We start from the raw sequence: 21,479 nt of genomic DNA, 5'->3' as shown, positions 1-21,479 counted from the left end.
GGACTCTCATCACGTCGGCGGTGGGTGGCCGCCTCGTCCGTTCCCTGTCCCGCTCGTGCTTCGGGGACCGGTTCCGCCGGACAGGGAGTGCGCCGCGGTTCCGGGGTCCGTCGGCAATGGGGGAGTCCGACGAGCCGACGGGGACGGTACGACCCGTCGGCGTGCAGGCAAAGCAGGGGCTCCGCCGTGTCCCATGATCGACTTCAATCGAACCGTGATCTGTGGTAGCGGCCGTTGTCGCTGGTCATGGCCTCGTATCACGGAACGGATACGGTCCGAATCGGAAAGGAAACGGTTGTATCTACGTGATTCAGATCACACACGAGAGTGGCCCGCGCCACGCTCCCGCGAGCGGTCCACGTAGGGTCTCGGACGTGGAACTGACCCATGTCGACGCGTCCGGGGCGGCGCGCATGGTCGACGTCTCGGAGAAGGTCGCGACCGCGCGCACCGCGGTGGCCACGGGGGTCTTCCGGACCACCGCGGAGGTGCTGGACCTGCTGCGGCGGGACGGCCTGCCGAAGGGCGACGCGCTCGCCACCGCCCGCATCGCCGGGATCATGGGCGCCAAGCGCACCCCCGATCTCGTGCCGCTGTGCCACCCCATCGCGCTCTCCGGCGTCACCCTGGACCTCGAGCCGGGCGAGGCGGAGGTGCGGATCACCGCCACGGTGCGCACCACCGACCGCACCGGCGTGGAGATGGAGGCGCTCACCGCCGTCGCGGTGGCCGGGCTGACCCTGCACGACATGGTCAAGGCCGTGGACCCGGCCGCGACGCTCGACGCGGTGCGCGTCGAGCGCAAGGAGGGCGGCAAGACGGGGCTGTGGCTCAGGCACGAGGACGGACAGGGTGACTAGCGCCCGCGTCGTGACCGCGTCGAACCGCGCCGCCCAGGGCGTCTATCCCGACCGCGGCGGGCCGATCATCGTGGAGTGGCTGCGCGCCAAGGGCTATGAGACCCCGGACTCCACAGTGGTGCCCGACGGCCTGCCTGTCGGTGACGCGATCCGGGCGGCCGTGGAGGCCGGGGCGGCGGTCGTGATCACGACCGGCGGCACCGGGATCTCCCCGACCGACGCCACACCCGAGGTCACCCGCGCCCTGCTGGACTACGAGATCCCGGGCCTGGCGGACGCGATCCGCGCCCACGGGGCCCCGACGGTGCCGACCGCGGTGCTCTCCCGCGGGGTGAGCGGCGTGTGCGGCCGCACCCTCGTGGTCAACCTGCCCGGCTCGACGGGCGGAGTGAAGGACGGCCTGGCCGTGCTCGACCCGATCCTGGACCACGCCGTGGACCAGCTCCATGGAGGTGACCACACATGAAGGTGCTGCGCGCCGTCGTGACCGACGAGCCGCTCGACGTCGACGAGCACGCCCGCCTGGTCGACGACCCGGCGGCCGGCGCGGTCGTCACGTTCGCCGGGGTGGTCCGCGACCACGACGGCGGGCGGTCGGTGCAGGGACTGGAGTACAGCGCCCACCCGACCGCGGGCGCCGTGGTGGCCGAGGTGGCGGCGGAGGTCGCACGCCGGGCACGGGGCGTGCGCGCGATCGCCGTCAGCCACCGGGTGGGCCCGCTCGCGATCGGGGACGTCGCCCTGGCCTGCGCGGTGGCGGCCGATCACCGCCAGGAGGCGTTCGCCACCTGCTCCGAGCTGGTCGAAGAGGTCAAACGACTGCTGCCGGTGTGGAAGCACCAGGCCTTCAGCGACGGCACCGACGAGTGGGTCAACTCGACCTGAGACCGTCCGAGCGGCACGAGCGCCACCCGGTGGCGCTCGTGCCCGAACGGGGTCAGACCTTCAGCGCCTGACCGACCGCGATCACGTTGACGTTCCCGATCCCGTTGTCGGCGGCGATCTTGGCGACCGTGGTGCCGTGGGCGGCCGCGATCTTGCCCAGCGTGTCACCCGCCTTGACGACGTAGTTGCCGCCGGCCGCGGGGGCCGCGGCGACCGGAGCGGGCGCCGAGGCGCGCACGGTACTCGTGGCGCCGCTGGTGTCCGCGGCCTGACCACGGACGCCGGCCTTGCGGGAGCAGGAGGGCCAGGCGTTCCAGCCCTGCTTGGCCAGCACGCGCTCGGCGACGGCGATCTGCTCGGACTTGCTCGCCTGGTGCGGCATGCCGCTGCCGCCGAAGGCACGCCAGGTCGTGGCGTTGAACTGCAGGCCACCGTAGTAGCCGTTGCCGGTGTTGATCGCCCAGTTGCCACCGCTCTCGCACTGTGCGAGCGCGTCCCACGCGGAGACGGGGGCGGCGTTCGCGGTGCCCGAGAGGGCCAGGGGGACGCCGGCCACGACGGCACCGGCGACGGCGAGGCGAGCGAGACTTCGACCGGTCTTGGACATGGTGGAACTCCGTATCGCGACCGCGGAGTGGGGACTCCGCTGCTCGAGGAATCCGGATCGGGGGCCTGGGGAGAACCCGCGGGGGACCACATCCGTGTCATTCACAGATGGGGACCTTTTCAATCCGGAAATACTTCCTCGCCCCGCCACCTTCCTTTTCTCTCGACGGACCGGAAACCGCGTGACGGGGGCGCCTTCGCGACGGTTCCGGATGCATTTCGGCCGCCCCGGCGGAACGGCCGATCGAGGACGCTACGTTTCGAACAGTCGCCCGGGTCAAACCTGGTTGCCGTGACGTCTGTCACGGTAACGATATCGGCGGGTCGTCGATAACTGGATATCCCCTGGTCAGCGAACCACGATCACGGAACTATCACGGTCCGATGAATAGCACCGAACCGGAAATATTGTCGGTCCGCTCACAACCGATCCGCGACGCTGCGTGACGATCGAATGGACGCTGCGTGATCGGCTTCGTCACCGGAGGTGGCTAGGCCGGCAGGCGTAGTCCATTCTGGGGAGGTGAGCACTCCCGCCTACCCCGAGTCCCCCGACGCTCTCGCCGCCGCCCTGCGCGAGACGGGGTACCTCGCGGACGACGGTCTGGCGACCGCCGCCTACCTCGCCCTGCAGATGCACCGTCCGCTGTTCTGCGAGGGCGAGCCCGGCACCGGCAAGACCGCCCTCGCCCAGGCCCTCGCCCAGGTGCTCGGCGCCGAGCTCATCCGGCTGCAGTGCCACGACGGCATCGACTCCTCCCAGGCCCTCTACGACTGGGACTTCCCCCGCCAGCTGCTGCACCTGCGCACGATGGAGGCCGCGGGCTCCTTCGACGCCACCGCGGTGGAGGCCTCGCTCTACGACGACCGCTTCCTGCTGGCCCGTCCCATCCTGCGGGCCCTGCGCACGTCTCCCTCCGTCCTGCTCGTCGACGAGATCGACCGGGCGGACGACGAGTTCGAGGCCTTCCTCCTCGAGGTGCTCTCCGAGCACGCGGTGACCATCCCCGAGCTCGGCGAGGTCCGGGCCGCGGTGCCGCCGGTCGTCGTGCTGACCAGCAACCGCACCCGCGAGGTGCACGACGCGCTCAAGCGCCGCTGCCTCTACCTCTGGCTGGACCACCCGGACGTCGCGCGCGAGATCGAGATCCTGCGCAGCAGGCTGCCCGGGGTGCCCGAGCGCCTGGCCCAGCAGGTCGCCCAGGCCGCGCACCGGCTGCGGCAGACCGACCTGATCAAGCCCCCCGGCGTCGCGGAGTCCCTGGACTGGGCGCGGGCGCTGCAGCTGGTCGGCGCGCGCAGCCTGGACGTGGACAGCGCGGCCCGCACGCTCGGCGCGGTGCTGAAGTACCGCGAGGACGCCGACCGGGTGAAGGACCGCCTCGAGTCCCTGCTGGCGTCCTGACGATGCCGTCTCCCCTGCCACCGGGTCTGCCGCCGCCCGCGGAGACCCTGGTCCGAGACCCCGATCCGTTCCCGGGGCTCGTCGGGTTCACCGCCGCGCTGCGGGCCGCCGGGGTCCCGATGACCACGGACCGGGTCGCCGCCTTCACCGAGGCGCTCGACGCCCTGGACATCACCGACCGGATGCAGACCTACTGGGCCGGTCGGCTCACCCTGTGCAGCGATCCGGACGACATCAGCCGGTACGACGCCGCGTTCGCCGCCTGGTTCGACCCGCGCCAGGGCCCGTCCCCGCCCCGCCCGGACGCCCCGGCCGCCCCGCCGCCGACGCTCACCTCGCTGCTCCCCACCCGGGACAGCCGCGAGGGGGACGACGAGGAGGAGCGCGAGCAGGAGATCCTCAAGGCCACCGCCACCGGCTCCGAGGTGCTGCGCACACGGGACCTCGGTGAGCTCAGCCCGCTCGAGCGCGAGCACCTGCGCCGGCTGCTGCAGCTGCTGCGGCCCGATCCCCCGACCCGGCCGTCGCGGCGGCTCGCGTCCGCCCGGCACGGTCGCCCGGACCCGGGGCGGACGCTGCGCGCGGCGCTGCGCAACCACGGCGAGCTCGGCGAGCTCCGCCGCCGCGCGCCGACCCGGCGCCCGCGCAAGGTCGTGCTGCTCCTGGACGTCTCCGGCTCCATGGAGCCCTACGCGGACGCGCTGCTGCGGTTCGCCCACGTCGTCGTGCGGCGGTCGCCGAGCAGCACGGAGGCCTTCACCCTCGGCACCCGGCTGACCCGGGTGACCCGGGAGCTGCGCCAGCGCGACCCCGAGCGGGCCCTGCAGGCCGCGGCCGAGGCGATCCCCGACTGGTCGGGCGGCACTCGGCTCGGCGAGGTGATCGGGGCGTTCGTCGACCGCTGGGGCAGGCGCGGCGCCGCGCGGCGGGCGATCGTGGTGATCTTCTCCGACGGGTGGGAACGTGGGGAGACGGACCTGCTCGGCACCCAGGTCGGGCGGCTCGCCCGACTCGCCCACCGGGTCGTGTGGGTCAACCCGCACGTGGGCAAGGAGGGCTACGCGCCCGTCCAGGGCGGAATAGTCGCCGTCCTGCCGTACTTGGACGAACTGCTCGCCGGGCACAGCCTGGAGACGCTGGAACGCCTGCTCGACGTGGTGCGGGCATCGTGAGGGAGACACATGCGTGACGTCGTCGACCAGCTCGAGGGCTGGTGGAAGAACGGGGAGCGGGCCGCGCTCGCCACAGTGGTGGCGACCTTCCGCTCGGCACCGCGGCAGCCGGGGGCCTCGATGCTCGTCGGCCCCGGCGGGGAGGCGGTCGGCAGCGTGTCCGGCGGCTGCGTCGAGGGTGCGGTCTACGAGCTGGGCCAGGAGGTGCTCGGCGACCGGCGACCGGTGCTGCAGCGCTACGGCGTGTCGGACGACGACGCGTTCGCCGTGGGCCTGACCTGCGGCGGGATCCTGGACGTCTACGTCGAGGAGATCTCCCCCGAGGCCTACCCCGAGTTCGGCCGGGTCGCCGAGGCCATCCGCGACGAGACGCCGGTCGCGGTCGTCACCGTGGTGTCGGGGCCCACCGAGAAGCTGGGCAAGCGGCTGATCGTGTGGGAGGACCGCGTCGAGGGCACGACCGGGTCCGATCGGCTCGACGGCGCCGCCACGGACGACGCGCGGGGCCTGCTGGCCTCGGGCCGCAACGCGACCATCACCTACGGCGTCGACGGCCAGCGCCGCGGCGAGGGCCTGATGGTGTTCGTCGAGTCCTTCGCCCCGCCGCCCCGCATGATCGTGTTCGGCGCGATCGACTTCGCCGCCGCCGTCGCGAAGATGGGGAACTTCCTGGGCTACCGGGTCACCGTCTGCGACGCCCGCCCGGTCTTCGCCACGGCCAGCCGCTTCCCGGGCGCGAACGAGGTCGTGGTCGAGTGGCCGCACCGCTACCTGGCCAAGGAGGCCGAGGAGGGCCGGATCGACGGGCGCACGGTGCTGACCGTGCTCACCCACGACCCGAAGTTCGACGTCCCGCTGCTCGAGGTCGCGCTGCGCCTGCCCGAGGTGGCCTACATCGGCGCCATGGGGAGCAGGCGGACCCACGAGGACCGGCTGGAGCGGCTGCGCGAGATCGGCATCACGGACGCGGAGATCGCGCGCATGTCCAGCCCCATCGGCCTGGACCTCGGGGCCCGCACCCCGGAGGAGACGGCGGTGTCCATCGCCGCCGAGATGATCGCCCAGCACTGGGGCGGCGCGGGCACCCGCCTCGCCGAGCGGGACGGGCCGATTCACGTCTAGCGGCTGCGCCGCCCGTGCGTGGTAAGTGGTGCCAGAGCACCACTTACCACGCACGACCTCACCGTTCGACTAGGGCGGCCCGTCCGTCTCGGCGGTCCGCCGCGCCGTCCGCGCGACTACCGTCGGCGGATCGACGAGGAGGTCTCCCATGCCCCACGCCGCCGGAGGGTGCCGGTGATGGCCCGCCGAGGCGCGCTCGCGCCCGCTATCCGGCGTAACGTGGCTCACACGAGGTCGGCTGAGGTGTGGGAGGGCGGCGTGGCCCCCAGCGAGGCGTGTCGACGGGCCGGGGACACGGTCCTCGTCGACGAGATCGAGCGCGAGCCCGATCTGACCGTGCACACCGGCGGCGGGTGCGGCGCCCCACCGCCCTCCACGAACCCGCGCGTCTCGAAGTTCCACGCGCCCGAGATCGTGTTCGGCCCGGACTCGCTCAAGGAGGCCGCGCACGCGGCGTTGCGGCTCGGCGCGCGGCGGCCGTTCGTCGTGACCGACCCGGGGGTCTTCGAGGCCGGTTGGCCGGTCGAGCTGCTCGGCCACCTGCGCGAGGCGGGGCTGGCCCCGAGGTTGTGGACCGACGTCACGCCGAACCCGAAGGACCACGAGATCGAGGCCGGCTACCACGAGTACGTGGCCTCGGGCTGCGACGTGGTGATGGGGCTGGGCGGTGGGTCGGTCATCGACGCGGCCAAGGGCGTGGCCCTGCTCGCCAGCAACGGCGGCCGGATCCTCGACTACGAGGGCATCGACCGGATCGCCCACCCCATCCCGCCGTTGATCATGATGCCGTCGACGTCCGGGACCGGCGCGGACGTCTCGCAGTTCTGCATCGTCACCGACACCGAGCGGCACACCAAGATCACGATCATGGGCCGGGCGCTGGTTCCGGACGTCTCGGTCATCGACCCGCGCCTGCTGGTCACCATGCCCGAGTGGCTCAACGCCGCGACCGGCCTCGACGCGTTGACCCACGGCATCGAGGCCTTCGTCTCCCTCGCCCACGGCCCGCTGACCGACCACCACGCCCTGCAGGCCGTCTCGCTGGTCAACGAACACCTCGCGCACACCATGCTCCGGCCGGACGACCGGCGGGCCCGCCAGGCCATGGCGCAGGCCGCGCTGGAGGCCGGGCTCGCGTTCACCAACGCGATCCTCGGCGCGACGCACGCCATGTCCCACCAGGTCGGCGGCATGCTCGACCTGCCGCACGGCGTGGTCAACGGGGTCCTGCTGCCCCACGTCGTGCGGTTCAACGGCGTCACCACCCCCGAACGGTTCGTGCCCATCGCGCAGGCGATGGGGCTCGCCGGGCCCGGTGTGCCGGGGGACGAGGCGGTGGACATGGTCGCCGCCGCGATCCGCAAGCTCGGCGACGAGGTCGGGGTGCCCGCCGGGCTCGGCGCGCTCGGCGTGACCGAGGCGGACATCCCGCGGCTGGCCGTGCTGACCCTCGGCGACGCCTGCCTCACGACGAACCCGCGGCCCGCGGACGTCGACCAGGTGGCGACGCTGTTCCGAGCGGCCCTGTGAGGCGGACGCCGTGACGTCCGCCGCCTGGCCCCCGAAACGGACCGAGCCGCCGTCCGGCCGCTCCTGGCCGGGGCCGGACCTCGACGCGCTGACCGGCCTGCGCTCGGGCAAGCCGTCGTTCTACCCGGAGTACCGGGTGTCGGCCGTCCGGCTGCGTCGGGTCATCCTCGCGCTCGAGGGGATCTCCGGGGCACTCATCCGCACGATGGAGGGCTCGGAGGCGCTCGTGCGCGCCGTCGTCGAGGCCGCCGCCGATCACCTCTCCGCGGAGTGGGTGGCGTTCGCCCTGGTCGACGGTCGGTTGGCGGACGCGCAGCCCCGCTACCTCGTGCTCGGCCCGGACGGCGAGGAGTGGACCGACCTGGGCCTCATCCCGGAGAACGTCGCCACGCACGTCGCCGCCGTCCGGGGCGGACACGACCATCCCGAGCACGACCGGGACACCGCCCGCCGTCACCTGCACGTCCCGGTGCGGCTGGACAGCCGGATCGTCGGCGGGTTCGTCGCGTGGACCCCGCGCGAGCGGGAGATCGACGACACGGACCTGTCCGTGATGCGCATCCTCGCCTCGCAGACCGCGTCCGCCCTGCAGAACTGCGCCCTGCTCGACCGGTCCGAGAAGCTCTACGCCCGCACCGCCCGGCAGGCCGCGGACCTCAAGTCCCGCAACGCCGAGCTCCAGTCCACACAGGAACAGCTGGGCGCCGCGCGCCAGCGCGAGGTGCTGGACAGCGAGCGGCACCGCATCGCCCGCGAGCTGCACGACTCGGTGACCCAGTACGCGTTGTCCGCGGGGATGCACATCGAGATGGTGCGCGGCGAGATCACGGAGCCGCGGCTGCTCGAGCACCTCGACACCGCCAAGGACCTGACGAAGCGGGCCGTCGAGCAGCTGCGCTCGGCGATCTACGCGCTGAACCACCACGAGAGCGCCGACCAGGACCTGCCGGCGATGCTGCGCCAGCTCACCACCGTCCACATGCCGGACGAGCTGCGCATCGACGTCCGGATCGGCGGCGAGCCGGTGCCGCTGCCCGCCGACCAGGAGCAGTCGCTGTTCCGGATCGCGGGCGAGGCGCTGTTCAACACGGCGATGCACGCGGAGGCCTCCCGGGCCTCGATCCGCCTGGCCTACCGGGCGGGCGCGGTCCGGCTGACCGTCTCCGACGACGGCCGGGGCAGGCCCGAGGAGGTGCGGCGCAGCCTCAAGGAGTCCGCGCTGCGACCCTCGGGCGAACACCGCGGCCTGGTCAACATGCAGACCAGGGCGGCGGAGATGGGCGGGGCGGTCACGTTCCGCAGAGCCCGGATGGGCGGGTTGCAGGTGCAGGTCGACGTGCCTGTGGCCGGAAAGGAGCAGGCACGATGAACACGGTGCGACCAGCGCCCGGAGGCGGACTGCGGTCGGCGCCCACGGGCGGAGTGCGACCGGTGCCCCCGAACGGGGCGCGCACGGCGGTGCCCCAGCGGCCCGGGCCGCAACGGGCCCGCCCGGTGCCGGTGCGGATCGTGCTGGTGGACGACCACTCGATCATGCGTCAGGGCCTGCGCGCGGTGCTGGAGCGCGAGGAGGACCTGCGCGTCGTCGGCGAGGCGGGCACCCCCAAGGACGCCGTCGCCGCCGTGGCCGCGACCCGCCCGCACGTCGTGCTGCTGGACCTCAAGCTCACCTCCGGCCCGCAGACCGACGGGCTCGACGTCTGCCGCTCGCTCTGTGCCGCCCACCCCGGCATCGGAGTGCTCGTGCTGACCACGTTCGCCGAGGACCGACTCGTCGTGGAGGCCGTGCAGGCGGGGGCGCGCGGCTACGTCGTCAAGGACGTCGACACGACCGAGCTGGTCCGCGCCATCCGCGCGGTCTCCCGCGGCGAGTCCGCGTTCGACGCCCGCAGCGCCAGCGCCATGGTCCGGTCGCTGTCCGGCGGGGTCCCCGACCGCGAGCGGCTCACCGAGCGCGAGCTCGACGTGCTCCGCCTGCTGGCCCGCGGCCTGTCCAACCGCGCGATCGGCGCCGAGCTGTTCATCTCGGAGACCACGGTGAAGTTCCACGTGGGCAACCTGATGCGCAAGCTCATGGTCAGCCGCCGCGCCGAAGCCGTCTACGCCGCCACCAAGCTCGGCCTCCTGTAGCGAGACGTCGGACACGCGAGTCCCTCGCTCTCGACACGCGAGTCGGACATCGGTGCGGGGCGGGAGCTGGTAGGAACCGCGCATGCGGGTGTATGCGGAGCGGCCGGGGCGGTTCGGGGTGCAGGTGGTCGCGGACCTGCTGGCCGTGGGCTGGACGGCGGCGTGGATCTGGTTGGCCGCGACGGCGCACGACCTGCTGCTCACGCTGCAGTCGCCGGGACGGACGTTGGTGCAGGCCGGGGACTCGGTGTCCGGGGCCTTCGACGGGGCGGCGCGGGGGGTCGGGAACGTGCCGCTCGTCGGGGAGCAGCTCGCGGGCGCCTTCGCCCCGGGCACCGATGCGGGCCGCTCCCTCACCGCGGCCGGGCAGCAGCTGATCGACACGGTCGCGAACGTCGCGACGGGGGCGGCGATCCTCGTCGGGCTGATCGGGGTGTTGCCGGTGCTGTCGATCTGGCTGCCGCTGCGGGTCCGCTACGCACGCACGGCGACCGCCGCGGCGGCGGCCCGCGCGCGGGGTCTCGACCAGCTGGCGTTGCGGGCGCTGGTCCTGCGGCGGATCCCGGGAGACGGGGTGGACCCGGCCCTGGCGTGGCGCGCGGGCGACCCGGACGCCGTCGCCGAGCTGGCGTCGATCGAGCTGCGGGCCGCGGGCCTGCGCGGCCCGCGGGTCCCGCTGCGCTTCAGCGCCCGGTAGCGAGGCGTCGGCGCCCGGCCGGGCGGACGAGCAGCGTGACGCCCGCGACCAGCGCGAACACCGGGAACACCAGGGAGCTGCTGTAGGGCAGGCCGAGCCCGAGGGTGGCGGCGAGCGAGAGCGTCCCGAGCACCAGCGCCACGATTCCCACCGGCGCGGGCAGCAGCGAGCCGCGCAGGGCGAGCATCCCGGCACACAGCAGCACCCCGAGCGCGGGGAGGTAGGCACCGGTGGACATCTGGTCGGCGAGCACCGCGGCGGTGGCGCTGGCCTCGGTGGAGTAGAAGCTCTGGTCCATGGCGCCCGGGGCCCCGCCCGCGGCGACGTAGCGCATGAGGACGCCGATCGACGTCGTCGCGAGCAGGGCGATCGAGGACCACCGCAGCGCCTCGGCCCAGCCGCCGCGCTCCCCCGCCCGGCGCACCAGGCCGAGCGTGAAGACGGTCGTCGCGATCACCGCGACCAGGCCGAGCCCGCCCCCGATCCGGATCATCAGTTCGGGGTTCATGGCTTCGACGAGCTCGGCACTGCTCTTGATCCGCTGGTCGGCGAAGGTGCCCTCGCCCTGGGCGAGGATGGCGCCGGAGCCGCCCGCGGCGAGGGCGGCGACGATCCCGGCGGCGCCGGTCGCGCGGTCGCGGGTGGGGGTGGTGAGTGCGGTGGTCATGGCGTTCTCCCTGGTCGACGGTGTGCGACCAGGCTCGCGGAACCGGACATTCCACCCCAGGGCGGCACCCCGTGGACCGTCGGTGGTGCCTGCCCCACCGTCAGACGACGGTGAGGCGCACGCGGTCGGTCATCGGCGGGCGTCCCTCGCCCCCGGACGAGTCGTCCTCGGACACGACGATCGTGTAGTCGCCGGGGTCGAGCGGGATCTCGACGCGGAACGGCGCGAACCGCTGGCCCTCCGCCGTCGCGGCGACGCCGGCCCGCACCACCCGGCCGTCGGCGTTGCGGGCCTCCCAGAGCAGGGTGGCCTCGAAGACCGCCGCCTCCCCACTCACGACGACCGGCCCGGCCGTCCGCGCGCCGTCCACCGGGTCGTCGATCTCCACCAGGGACCGCACGCGGTACGGGTCCGCGGCGGTGAGCGGCGCGGCGACCGGCTCGCCGAGGAGCGTCTCGGCGGGCTCGCCGCCGACGAGCACCCGCACCGGATCGTCGCTGTCCGCGGCGGACTGCACGGTGTAGACGAGCTGCTGCAGGGCGAGGCCCGCGGGGCCGGGCAGCGGCCCCGCGACGGCGAGGTCCACGGTCAGCAGGCCGGCCCCGTGCGTGACGGGGCTGCGCAGCCGCACCCCCGCCGGCCAGTCGGTGCGGTGGTCGGGATCGTCGGTCCGCCCGTCGAGGACCGCCGTGACGGCCGTGCCGACGGGGTCGGGCGGGGCGTCGTCCGGCCCACCGTCGCGCAGGGCGCGGATCTCGCGGAACAACCGGTCGCCCGCGGGGGTGCTGCCCACGAACCAGACCGGGACCACGCCGGAGGTCGGGTCGGCGGGCACCACCGTGGGGACGGCGGGCACGGTCGGGACCACGCGGTCCTCGGCGTCCCCGGTGCCCGCACAGCCGGCGAGCACGAGCAGGGCCAGCAGTGCCCACCCGATCCGACCGCGCATGGCTCCAGGATGGGCGACCGAACCGGACACGCCGGGCACGCCGCGCCGCCGGACCCCTCGAACGGGGGAGAGCCCGGCTACGGATCGTCAGATCTCGGCGACGGTCCGTGCGTGTCGTTGCGCCAGCTCACGGTAGAAGCCCGGGTTGTTCCGCACCCACCACTCGGCCTCGGAGGTCAGCGGACCCCGCGGCGAGGCCGTGGCCCCCAGGACGAGGGTGCCCTCCGGGATCACCTTGCCCGGCGCGACCAGCGCGCCCGCCCCGACCAGGCTGCGGGCACCGATCACCGCCCGGTCCTGGACGGTGGCGCCGTTGCCGATCACGCACTCCGGGCCGATCACGCAGCCGTGCACCACGCAGAGGTGCCCGATGGTCGCGCCCGCCCCGATCTCCGTGGCCGGGTCCTCGCCGCCGTGCAGGACGCTGCCGTCCTGCACGTTCGCCCCCTCCCGCACGATGATCGGGCCGGTGTCGCCGCGGAGCACGGCGTTGTACCAGACGGAGGCCCCGGCCTCGACCCGGACGTCGCCGATCAGCGCGGCGGTGGGGGCGACGAACGCGGTGGGATGCACGGAGGGGCGGCGGCCCTCGAACTCGAACAGCGGCACGCCCGGATCTTAACGCGCGTTCAGTCGATCACGGGGCTGCTCGCCTGCGCCCAGTACCGCTTCGGGATGCGGCCCGCGTGCCGCGCCGCGTGCCCGGCCTCCACGGCGAGCCGCATGGCGTGCGCCATCCGCTCCGGGTCCGCGGCGCGGGTGACCGCCGTGGCCAGCAGGACGGCGTCGCACCCCAGCTCCATGGCCTGCGCGGCCTCCGACGCGGTGCCGATGCCGGCGTCGAGTACCACCGGGACCCCCGCCTCGGCGACGATCATCTCGATGTTGTGCGGGTTGCGGATGCCGAGCCCGGTGCCGATCGGCGACCCCAGCGGCATGACGGCGGCGCACCCGACGGCCTCCAGGCGGCGGGCGAGCACCGGGTCGTCGTTGGTGTAGGGCAGCACGGTGAACCCCGCGTCGACGAGCTGTTCGGCGGCGTCGAGCAGCTCGATCGGGTCCGGGAGCAGCGTCCGCTCGTCCGCGACGACCTCGAGCTTCACCAGGTCCGTCTCGAGCGCCTCGCGGGCCAGCTCGGCGGTGAGCACCGCCTCGGCCGCCGTGCGGCAGCCCGCGGTGTTCGGCAGGACCTCGATGCCGAGCCTGCGCAGCAGGTCCAGCACCCCGGTGCCGGTGGTCGCGTCGATCCGGCGCATCGCCACGGTGGTCAGCGTGGTGCCGGAGGCGACCAGGGCCCGCTCCAGGATCTCCAGGTTCGCGGCGCCGCCGGTCCCCGTGATCAGCCGCGACCCGATCTTCCGGCCCCCGACGACGAGCTGGTCCACGTCGTGCTCCGTCATCGTCATCCTCCCTGCACGGCGGTCAGCACCTCGACCGCCGCGCCCTCGTGCAGCGGGGTACCCCAGTGCGCCCGGCGCACCACGGTGCCGTCCACGGCCACCGCCACGCCCCGCTCGGGCGCGTCGATGGCGCCCAGCGCGTCCGCCACGGTGGCGTCCGCGCGCAGGTCGTGCGGGGTCCCGTTGATCTCGACCCTCATCCGAACCTCCCCGGGTCGACGGCGGCGGGCACCGACCCGCCGTCCAACACCGCCACGACCAGCTGCGCGGTCAGCGGGGCCAGCAGGATGCCGTTGCGGCTGTGCCCGGTGGCCACGAGCGTGCGGTCGTCCAGCCTGCCGATCAGCGGCAGGTTGTCCGGGCTGCCCGGCCGCAGGCCCGCCGCGACCTCGACCAGCCCGTACTCGGCGATCCCGGGGACGATCCGCTCCGCGTCCCGCAGCAGGTCCCGGACACCGCCGACGGTGGGCTCGGTGTCGAACCCCTGTTCGCTCTGCGTGGCCCCCACGACCAGCCCGTTCGGCCGCGGCACGAGGTAGACCGGGCGCCCGTCGACCAGCGCCCGGACGGTGCGGCCGGGCATCGGGAAGGCGCCGCGGCGGTGCGCGAGCCGCAGGATCTCGCCCTTGACCGGGCGGACCAGCCCGCGCAGGGCCGGGTGCAGCGCCGCCGAGTGCGCCCCGGCGCAGATCAGCAGGGTGTCGGCGGGTTCGCCGCGGTACGCGCGCTCCTCGATCCGCACGCCGGCCTTCTCCGCCGCGGTCCGCAGGGACGCCAGCAGGGCCCGGTTGTCCACGGACAGGTCCGCGGGCACCGAGAGCCCCCCGCGGACGTCCGGGCCCAGGGCCGGTTCGAGCCTGCGCAGCTCCCGTCCGGTCAGCCGTTCGACGGGCCTGCCGAGGCGGGCGAGGTGGTCGGCGAGCGAGTCCAGCTCCGCGCGGTCCCCCGTCCCCGTCGCCGCGACGACGGTCCCCCCGGTGTGCAGGCCGGGATCCCCCAGCTCGGCCGCGAACTCCGGCCAGAGCGCGACGGACCGCAGCCCGAGCTCGAGCAGCTCCTCCTCGCCCGGCCACGCCTCGGTGACCGGCGCGAGCATGCCGCCCGCGACCCAGGACGAGCCGGACTCGGGGTCCGGGTCGAACAGGCCGACGGTCCACCCGGCCTGCGCGGCGCGCCAGGCGCACGTCAGCCCGATGACGCCGCCACCGGCGACGACGAGTTCCACTGCTTCGCTCCTCCCTGCGCCGGCATGACCCGGATCAGGTTCGACGGTCGGAGCCTGCGGCTCCCTCTCAGCCCCACCGGGCTCCCGTGACTGCGCGGCCCACCCTACGCTTCCCCGACGTGCCCCGACTCGACCGTGCAACGTTGCTGTCCCGCCTCGCGAACGCCCGCCTCTACCTCTGCACGGGCGACCGACCGGACCTCGCCGAGTTCGCGGACGCCGCGCTGGCCGGGGGTGTGGACGTGATCCAGCTCCGCGAGAAGGGCATCGAGGCGCGCGCCGAGCTGGCCGCGCTGGAGATCCTCGCCGAGGCCACCGCCCGCCACGACCGGCTGCTCGCGGTCAACGACCGGGCGGACGTGGCGCTCGCCGCGGGCGCCGACGTGCTGCACCTCGGCCAGGACGACCTGCCGGTGGAGTGGGCGCGCCGGATCGTCGGGGACGAGGTCGTGATCGGCCGGTCCTCGCACAGCGCGGACGAGACCCTCCGCGCGGCCGAGGAGCCCGGCGTCGACTACTTCTGCGTGGGCCCCTGCTGGCCGACGCCCACGAAGCCCGGCCGCCCCGCCCCCGGCCTGGACCTGGTCCGGACCGTGGCGGGCCGCGCCCCGGACCGCCCCTGGTTCGCCATCGGCGGCATCGACCACGGCAGGCTCGACGACGTCCTGGCCGCGGGCGCGACCCGGGTCGTGGTGGTGCGGGCGATCACCGAGGCCGAGGACCCGAAGGCCGCAGCCGAGTCACTCCGCGCCCGCCTCCCCTAACCTGTGAGCGGCGATAGTCGTCAGAGCGACTATCGCCGCTCACAGGTCAGGAGCCGGGCCGCGGAAGCAGCCCGAAGCCCGGTCCGGTGTTCCCGGTGCCGGGCGCGCGGCTCGTCGTCGGCGAGGTCGACGGGCTCGGGGTGGTGGTCCGGGTCGCCGAGGCGCCGCCGGTCTGTTCGGTCGAGCCGGAGCCGGAACCCGAGCCGGAACCCGAGGAGGACTCCGGGGCCTGCTCCGTGGTCGTCGGGGTGGGGGACTCCGTGGTCTCGGACCGCGGCTCCTCGCTCGGCGCCGAGCCGCCGGTCACGACCCGCCCCACGGACGTCCCGGACTCCCCGCCGGAGATCGGCGAGCCCTTCGCCCACTCGACGCCGGTGATCACGAGCAACCCGACCGCGAACGCGACGACGGTGGTCGCCGCGGTCACCCAGACCCGCTTGCGGGTGTACCAGGGCCGCTGCTCCGGGGCGGGCAGCACCGGCGCGACCAGCCCGCCGTCTCGCTGCATCGGGATCGTCGCGAGGGGGTCGACGGGCTCGGCGAGGACGGTCGTGTCCGCCGCGCCCCGGCCCGGCAGCTTGACCCGCTGCAGGACGGTCTCCCGGGTCTTGTCCAGCGAGCGCTGGTACATCGTGGTGGCGATGGTCGTGACCACCGACCCGATGGCCGCGCCCGCCACCGTCCCCGCCGCGCCCAGGTAGGAGCCCGCCACCGCGGACGTGGCGGCCGCGGCCGCCCCCGCGGCGACCTTCGTGAGGGTGAGGTCGACCTTCTTCTTCTCGGGCTCCGTGACCGTCGTCGTCGCGAGGGTGCGGTGCGCCCCGAGGACGTGGGTCGGGCCGGCGCCCGACGTCGATCGGCCCGGCCGCCGCCCGCCCGGGACCTGTCCCGCGGGACCCTGCCCACCGGAGCGCGGCCCCTCCGGCCGCCGACCCGACGGGCCGGTGCCACCCGGTCGCTGCGCGGCCCCGGAGCGGGGCAGCGGCGGCGACCCCTGGGCGTCGGGGGTGCGGGGCTGGGGGCGGCGGGGATTCTGGACCATGACTCCGTTCACATCACGCGAGGCTCGGGCGTCCTCCACGAGGATCAACGTGGACGATCTTGGGAACGCACCAGTCGATCACTCGACGTGAGGGTTCTCACCCGTTCGTGGAGGGGTCGTCCACAGTAGGTGCCTCGGGTGGGGCGTCCGCGACCCGGGGGTGCCGGATCCCCGGATGGTCGGCGGGCAGCGCCGAACGCAGCGCGGGCCAGGAGAGCACGACCGACAGCGCCACCAGCGCCGGGCTGAACGCGACCCGCGCCGCGCCCAGCGCGAAGACCCATTCCGCCTGGTAGAGGGGCACGAACACGGCCACCCGCACGACGTACTGCGCCACCCACACCCAGCTCGCCCGCTGGTAGCCGCGCAGCAGATCGGGATCGCGGCGCCACCGCGTCTTCTGCCCCAGCGCCAGCCCGACGATGACACCCAGCAGCGGCCACCGCACGACGATCGAGATCGCCCAGGCCAGCGCGCTCGCCACGTTCGAGAGGATCTGGACCAGGAAGAAGTCCTCGGCCCGGCCGGTGTACAGCGCGACCAGCGCCGCGACCGTCACGCCCAGCAGGCCGAAGAGCACGGCGCGCGGCCGCCTGCCGCGGGCCAGCCGCCAGCAGGCCACCCCGATCCCGGCGACGATCGCCGCGCCCGCGGCGATCCCCACCGGGGACCACCAGCTCAGCGCCCCGGCCAGCAGCCAGACCAGCACGAAGGCGACGACCGGGACCGAGGCGTCGACGGCGCCGCGCCGCCCGCCGAGGATCTCCCGCAGCGACTCGCGGGTGTCCGGCTCCGGGGTCGTCACGGGCGACACGGCGGGAGAGGTTCGACTGACACCTCCTTAGGGTGCCCTATCGAGGTCACGAGATCACCCCACATCTGGCGCAACCGCGCGCCCATGAGTGATCCTGTGTGGATCAGAAGGTGACGGCGGTGTGGACGCCGGGGGAACGAGCGGGAAGGGAGCCGTGCGGTGCACCGGTGGAACAGCTTCGTGGCGATCGGGGACTCGTTCACCGAGGGCCTGGACGACCTGTGGGACGACGGCGCGCCGCGCGGGTGGGCCGACCGGCTCGCCGAGCGGCTGGCGGCGGGCAGGCCCGGCTTCACCTACGCCAACCTCGCCGTGCGCGGCAAGATCCTCGACCAGATCGTCACCGACCAGGTGCCGGTGGCCGAGCAGCTGCGCCCGGACCTGATCTCGTTCTGCGCGGGCGGCAACGACATCATCGGCATCACCTCGGACCCGGACGACCTCGCCCGGCGCGTCGACGCGGCCGTCGAGCGGCTGGCGGCGACGGGCGCGGACATCATCATGTTCACCGGCTTCGACCTGCGCCGCATGCACATGCTGCTGCGCAGGCTCCGCGGGCGGGTGGCCACGTTCAACGAGAACCTGCGGGCCGTCGCGGACCGCCACGGGTGTCACGTCGTGGACCTCTGGGGCATGGACGTCCTCGCCGACCCCCGCGCCTGGGCGAGCGACCGGCTGCACCTCACGCCGGAGGCGCACGAGCGGGTCGCCCTGCGCGCGTTGGAGGTCCTGGGCGAGCCCGTCGCGGGCATCGACTGGCGCACCCCCTGGCCCGCGGCCGAGGCGTTGGACTGGCGGCACCGCCAGGTCGAGGACCTGAGGTGGGTGCGCGAGCACGTCCTGCCCTACGCGCGCAAGCGCCTGCGCGGGGCCCACACCGGCGACGGCAACCTGCCCAAGCGCCCCAACCTCACACCGCTTCCGCCCGTCTGACGCATTATGGAACCATAACGTCGAAAAAACCCTGCTCAGACGACGTTATGGTTCCATAATGCGGTCAGCGGACGGGGGTGAAGTCTCGGGCGCCGATGTACTCGGGGCGGCGGGTCGGCGCGTAGTACGGCTCCACGCAGGTGTTCTCCACGCTGTTGAACACGATGAAGATGTTCGAGCGCGGGTACGGGGTGATGTTGTCCCCCGAGCCGTGCATGCAGTTGGAGTCGAAGAACGTGGCGGACCCCGCCTTGCCGGTCAGCATCGCGATCCCGTGCCGGTTGGCCAGCGCGGTGATGCTGTCCGGGTCGGGCGTGCCGATCTCCTGCTCCTTGAGCGAGGAGCGGTAGTTGTCCTCGGGCGTCTCGCCGACGCAGGACACGAACGTCCGGTGCGAGCCCGGCATGATCATCAGGCAGCCATTGTAGGCGTAGTTCTCGGTGAGCGAGATCGAGCAGCTCACCGCGCGCGGGGTGGGCATGCCGTCCTCGGCGTGCCAGGTCTCGAAGTCCGAGTGCCAGTAGAACCCGCCGCCGCCGAAGCCGGGCTTGTAGTTGATCCGGCTCTGGTGGACGTAGACGTCACCGCCCAGGATCTGCCGGGCCCGACCGACCACGCGCTCGTCGCGGACGAGGCGGGCGATGGCGTCCGAGATCTTATGCACCTCGAAGATCGAGCGCACCTCGTCGGAGTTCTTCTCGATGATGCAGCGGTCGTCCGCGCGGATGAGCGGGTCGTGGGCCAGCCGGTCCAGCTCGGCGGCGTAGCCCGCCACCTCGTCGGGGTTGAGCAGGTCGGGGACCTGCGAGAACCCGTTGACCTCGTGCCCACGCAGCTCCTGCGCGCCGTACATGCCGGCGCTGGACTCACTGCCCCACACCGTCGGTTCCGCCCGGTCGATGAGGGCCGGCTGCGTCGACACCCGGGTGTAGTACCGGTCGTTCGTGATGCTGGTCTGGTTGCTGCTCGGGGCAGTCATTGCAGTGCTCCTCTCGTCGATAGGCGATATCGCGGTGGTACAGGGCACGGCCGCCGGACCCGAGTCGGGTCCGGCGGCCGGGTGCTGCGGCTCAGGCCTCGGCCGGGAGCTCCAGCAGGGGGTAGACACCGTTCTCGTCGTGCACCTCGGTGCCGACGATGGGTGGGTTGAACACGCAGACGCAGGTGATGTCGCTGGTCACCCGGACCTGGTGCTTCTCGTTGCCGTCGAGCAGGTACATCGTGCCCGGGCCGAGCTTGTACGTCTCGTCGTTGTCCTTGTCGTACAGCTCGCCCTCACCGGAGACGATGTAGACGGCCTCGACGTGGTTGGCGTACCAGAAGTCGTTCGTCGAGCCGGCGCGCAGCACGGTCTCGCCGACCGAGAAGCCGACGCGGTCGTGCGCGGTCACGATGCGACGCGAGTACCAGCCGGGGGTGTCGACGTGGTTCTTGGTGTTCGTGACGTCGTCGATGCTGCGGACCTTCAACTCATGCTCCAGACGTGACGGTCTTGACGGACTCGGCGACGATCTCCAGACCCTCGTCGAGCTCGTCGTCGGTGATGGTCAGGGGGGCGAGGATCTTCATGACCTCGCTGTCCGGACCCGAGGTCTCCATGAGCAGCCCGCGCTCGAACGCCGCGGCGCAGACCTTCCCGGCCTGGTCGTGTTCGGTGAACTGCAGACCGCGGGCCAGCCCGCGACCCTTGGCGGTCAGCTCGGTGACGGTGGTATCCGCGACGATCTTGTTGAAGGCCTCCTCGACCTTCTCCCCCTTGCGGATGACCTCCCGCTCGAGGGTGTCGTCGCTCCAGTACCGATGGATCGCCTCGGTGCCGGTGACGAACGCCGGGTTGTGCCCACGGAAGGTGCCGTTGTGCTCACCCGGGCCCCAGACGTCGTGCTCCGGCTTGATCAGCACGAGCGCCATGGGCAGCCCGTAGCCGGAGATGGACTTGGAGATCGTGACGATGTCCGGCTCGATGCCCGCGGCCTCGAAGGAGAAGAACGGCCCGGTCCGGCCGACCCCCATCTGGACGTCGTCGACGATCAGCAGGATGTCGTGGCGCTTGCACAGGTCGGCCAGTCCCTGCAGCCACTCGATCCGGGCCGGGTTGATCCCGCCCTCGCCCTGGACCGTCTCCACGATGACCGCGGCGGGGTCGTTCAGCGACGACCCGGAGTCGGTGAGGACCCGCTCGAACCAGAGGAAGTCCGGGACCTTGCCGTCGAAGTAGTTGTCGAACGGCATCGGCGTGGAGTGCACCAGCGGGACGCCGGCACCGCCGCGCTTCATCGAGTTCCCGGTGACCGAGAGCGCGCCGAGGGTCATGCCGTGGAAGGCGTTGGTGAAGTTGACCATCGCCTCCTTGCCGGTGATCTTGCGGGCGAGCTTGAGCGCCGACTCGACGGCGTTCGCCCCGGTCGGGCCGGGGAACTGCACCTTGTAGTTCAGCTTCCGCGGGCCGAGGATCTTGTCCCGGAACGTGTTCAGGAACTCGCCCTTGGCCGTGGTGTACATGTCCAGGCCGTGGGTGATGCCGTCCCGGCTCAGGTACTCGAGGAGCTTCTGCTTGAGCGGCTCGGGATTGTGGCCGTAGTTCAGCGCGCCTGCGCCGGCGAAGAAGTCCAGGTAGCGCTTGCCGTCGACGTCCCAGAGCTCCGCACCCTTGGCCGTGTCGAACACGACGGGCCAGTTGCGGCAATAGGAGCGGACCTCGGATTCGACGTCCTCGAAGATGGTCATCGTCTACTCAGTTTCCTTCGTTCGTGATCGGGCCGATGCGATAGAGGTTCTCGGGCTGGTGATCGGCGCCCAGCAGTTCCGCGGAGAACAGGTCGCTCCGTCGGATCTCGGTGTCGTTCCGGCGGGCGAAAGCAGTGAACATCGCGATGGACGCCTCGTTGTCCGGGGTCACCGTGGTCTCCATGAACGAGACGTCGGGGACCTGCGCCCACAGGGTGTCGAGCATCCGGCCCGCCACTCCGCGACCGCGGGCCGCGGCGCCGACGGCGACCTGCCAGACCATCAGCACGTCGGGAGCGTCGGGTCGGCGGTACCCGGTGACGAAGCCGACGACCTGGTCGTCCAGGCGCGCGAGCACGGACGTCGCGGCGAAGTCGCGGCACCACAGGAGATACGAGTAGGTCGAGTTGACGTCGAGCACACCGGTCTCCGCCGCGAGCCGCCGCAGCGCCACCCCGTCGTCCACGCGGGGCCGTCCGACGGAGAGGACGGGTTCGTCTACAGGTGGTTCGGTGGTGGCTGCCGTCATGGCCATCGAACGTAACAGCCAT

The 21,479-nt window shown here is 73.1% G+C and carries 23 protein-coding genes, 1 pseudogene and 1 riboswitch; of the genes and pseudogenes, 11 read left to right on the top strand and 13 right to left on the bottom strand.

The genetic code is table 11. The features are described 5' to 3' along the window. Positions 1-374 precede the first annotated feature (374 nt). Positions 375-860 (top strand): cyclic pyranopterin monophosphate synthase MoaC, encoded by a 486-nt coding sequence (moaC, locus tag L3X23_RS29080; protein ID WP_308116956.1) that lies wholly within the window; start codon positions 375-377, stop codon positions 858-860. Then, positions 853-1,745 (top strand): annotated as a pseudogene (locus L3X23_RS35900) (molybdenum cofactor biosynthesis protein MoaE). Before moaC ends, L3X23_RS35900 begins: the two are co-directional and overlap by 8 nt. A 52-nt stretch (positions 1,746-1,797) precedes the next feature. Here the strand turns inward: L3X23_RS35900 and L3X23_RS29065 are convergent. After that, entirely contained in the window at positions 1,798-2,352 is a 555-nt protein-coding gene (locus L3X23_RS29065; protein ID WP_237196185.1) for a transglycosylase family protein, read from the bottom strand. A gap of 522 nt (positions 2,353-2,874) precedes the next feature. On the opposite strand from L3X23_RS29065, the gene L3X23_RS29060 reads away from it, so the two are divergent. The 7 genes from L3X23_RS29060 (at position 2,875) to L3X23_RS29030 (ending at position 10,407) form a co-directional block, all read left to right on the top strand. Continuing rightward, positions 2,875-3,756, top strand: coding sequence for a MoxR family ATPase (locus tag L3X23_RS29060; RefSeq protein WP_237196183.1), 882 nt, complete (start codon positions 2,875-2,877; stop codon positions 3,754-3,756). Positions 3,757-3,758: 2 nt separating this feature from the next. Then, positions 3,759-4,928 (top strand): VWA domain-containing protein, encoded by a 1,170-nt coding sequence (locus L3X23_RS29055; RefSeq protein WP_237196181.1) that lies wholly within the window; start codon positions 3,759-3,761, stop codon positions 4,926-4,928. Positions 4,929-4,937: 9 nt separating this feature from the next. Next, positions 4,938-6,050 carry an XdhC/CoxI family protein gene (locus L3X23_RS29050; protein ID WP_237196179.1) on the top strand — a complete coding sequence of 371 codons (1,113 nt, stop codon included), beginning with the start codon at positions 4,938-4,940 and terminating at the stop codon, positions 6,048-6,050. Positions 6,051-6,380: 330 nt separating this feature from the next. Continuing rightward, positions 6,381-7,580 carry an iron-containing alcohol dehydrogenase gene (locus L3X23_RS29045; RefSeq protein ID WP_237198151.1) on the top strand — a complete coding sequence of 400 codons (1,200 nt, stop codon included), beginning with the start codon at positions 6,381-6,383 and terminating at the stop codon, positions 7,578-7,580. A gap of 10 nt (positions 7,581-7,590) precedes the next feature. Beyond that, a complete protein-coding gene (locus tag L3X23_RS29040) occupies positions 7,591-8,949 on the top strand; it encodes a histidine kinase (protein WP_308116955.1) in 1,359 nt (452 codons plus the stop codon). An 89-nt stretch (positions 8,950-9,038) separates the two neighbouring features. Then, positions 9,039-9,710: a response regulator transcription factor gene (locus L3X23_RS29035; protein ID WP_308116989.1), complete on the top strand. Its 672-nt coding sequence runs from the start codon at positions 9,039-9,041 to the stop codon at positions 9,708-9,710. A gap of 82 nt (positions 9,711-9,792) precedes the next feature. Further along, positions 9,793-10,407, top strand: a complete 615-nt coding sequence (locus L3X23_RS29030) for a hypothetical protein (protein WP_237196176.1) — start codon at positions 9,793-9,795, stop codon at positions 10,405-10,407. On the opposite strand, the gene L3X23_RS29025 is transcribed toward L3X23_RS29030, so the two are convergent. The 6 genes from L3X23_RS29025 to thiO all read right to left on the bottom strand — a co-directional run bounded on the left by L3X23_RS29025 (position 10,394) and on the right by thiO (position 14,648). Next, on the bottom strand, positions 10,394-11,074 hold the full coding sequence (locus tag L3X23_RS29025) for a hypothetical protein (RefSeq protein ID WP_237196174.1): 681 nt from the start codon (positions 11,072-11,074) through the stop codon (positions 10,394-10,396). The two genes, L3X23_RS29030 and L3X23_RS29025, sit on opposite strands and share 14 nt — an antisense overlap. 100 nt (positions 11,075-11,174) lie before the next feature. Beyond that, entirely contained in the window at positions 11,175-12,023 is an 849-nt protein-coding gene (locus tag L3X23_RS29020; RefSeq protein ID WP_237196172.1) for a Gmad2 immunoglobulin-like domain-containing protein, read from the bottom strand. Positions 12,024-12,110: 87 nt separating this feature from the next. Continuing rightward, positions 12,111-12,632, bottom strand: a complete 522-nt coding sequence (locus L3X23_RS29015; RefSeq protein WP_237196170.1) for a gamma carbonic anhydrase family protein — start codon at positions 12,630-12,632, stop codon at positions 12,111-12,113. A gap of 20 nt (positions 12,633-12,652) precedes the next feature. After that, complete coding sequence (locus L3X23_RS29010) at positions 12,653-13,423, bottom strand: thiazole synthase (RefSeq protein WP_237196168.1); 771 nt, start codon at positions 13,421-13,423, stop codon at positions 12,653-12,655. Positions 13,424-13,425: 2 nt separating this feature from the next. Then, positions 13,426-13,623 carry a sulfur carrier protein ThiS gene (gene thiS, locus L3X23_RS29005; RefSeq protein WP_237196166.1) on the bottom strand — a complete coding sequence of 66 codons (198 nt, stop codon included), beginning with the start codon at positions 13,621-13,623 and terminating at the stop codon, positions 13,426-13,428. Beyond that, positions 13,620-14,648, bottom strand: a complete 1,029-nt coding sequence (thiO, locus tag L3X23_RS29000; protein WP_237196164.1) for a glycine oxidase ThiO — start codon at positions 14,646-14,648, stop codon at positions 13,620-13,622. The genes thiS and thiO overlap by 4 nt, the downstream gene beginning before the upstream one ends. Beyond that, a riboswitch (TPP riboswitch) is annotated at positions 14,642-14,746 on the bottom strand. (Overlaps the previous gene by 7 nt.) A 21-nt stretch (positions 14,747-14,767) precedes the next feature. Here thiO and thiE point away from each other — a divergent pair. Beyond that, entirely contained in the window at positions 14,768-15,412 is a 645-nt protein-coding gene (gene thiE / locus L3X23_RS28995; RefSeq protein ID WP_237196162.1) for a thiamine phosphate synthase, read from the top strand. Positions 15,413-15,458: 46 nt separating this feature from the next. Here thiE and L3X23_RS28990 read toward each other — a convergent pair whose 3' ends face one another. Further along, on the bottom strand, positions 15,459-16,454 hold the full coding sequence (locus L3X23_RS28990; protein WP_237196160.1) for a hypothetical protein: 996 nt from the start codon (positions 16,452-16,454) through the stop codon (positions 15,459-15,461). 97 nt (positions 16,455-16,551) lie between these two features. After that, on the bottom strand, positions 16,552-17,259 hold the full coding sequence (locus L3X23_RS28985; protein WP_237196159.1) for a DUF3159 domain-containing protein: 708 nt from the start codon (positions 17,257-17,259) through the stop codon (positions 16,552-16,554). A 168-nt stretch (positions 17,260-17,427) separates the two neighbouring features. Between L3X23_RS28985 and L3X23_RS28980 the strand changes: the two genes are divergently transcribed. Next, positions 17,428-18,201, top strand: a complete 774-nt coding sequence (locus tag L3X23_RS28980; protein WP_093076193.1) for an SGNH/GDSL hydrolase family protein — start codon at positions 17,428-17,430, stop codon at positions 18,199-18,201. 64 nt (positions 18,202-18,265) lie between these two features. On the opposite strand, the gene thpD is transcribed toward L3X23_RS28980, so the two are convergent. The 4 genes from thpD to ectA all read right to left on the bottom strand — a co-directional run bounded on the left by thpD (position 18,266) and on the right by ectA (position 21,457). Further along, on the bottom strand, positions 18,266-19,180 hold the full coding sequence (thpD, locus tag L3X23_RS28975; protein WP_237196157.1) for an ectoine hydroxylase: 915 nt from the start codon (positions 19,178-19,180) through the stop codon (positions 18,266-18,268). Between the two features lie 91 nt (positions 19,181-19,271). Then, positions 19,272-19,670: an ectoine synthase gene (locus tag L3X23_RS28970; protein WP_237196155.1), complete on the bottom strand. Its 399-nt coding sequence runs from the start codon at positions 19,668-19,670 to the stop codon at positions 19,272-19,274. A 1-nt stretch (position 19,671) separates the two neighbouring features. Beyond that, on the bottom strand, positions 19,672-20,928 hold the full coding sequence (ectB, locus tag L3X23_RS28965) for a diaminobutyrate--2-oxoglutarate transaminase (RefSeq protein ID WP_093076185.1): 1,257 nt from the start codon (positions 20,926-20,928) through the stop codon (positions 19,672-19,674). Positions 20,929-20,935: 7 nt separating this feature from the next. Then, positions 20,936-21,457, bottom strand: a complete 522-nt coding sequence (ectA, locus tag L3X23_RS28960; protein WP_237196153.1) for a diaminobutyrate acetyltransferase — start codon at positions 21,455-21,457, stop codon at positions 20,936-20,938. Positions 21,458-21,479 lie beyond the last annotated feature (22 nt).

Origin of the sequence: Pseudonocardia sp. WMMC193 (genome assembly GCF_021728735.1) — a bacterium.
Lineage (GTDB): Bacteria > Actinomycetota > Actinomycetes > Mycobacteriales > Pseudonocardiaceae > Pseudonocardia > Pseudonocardia oroxyli.
This window is presented reverse-complemented; position numbering and strand designations above follow the sequence as displayed.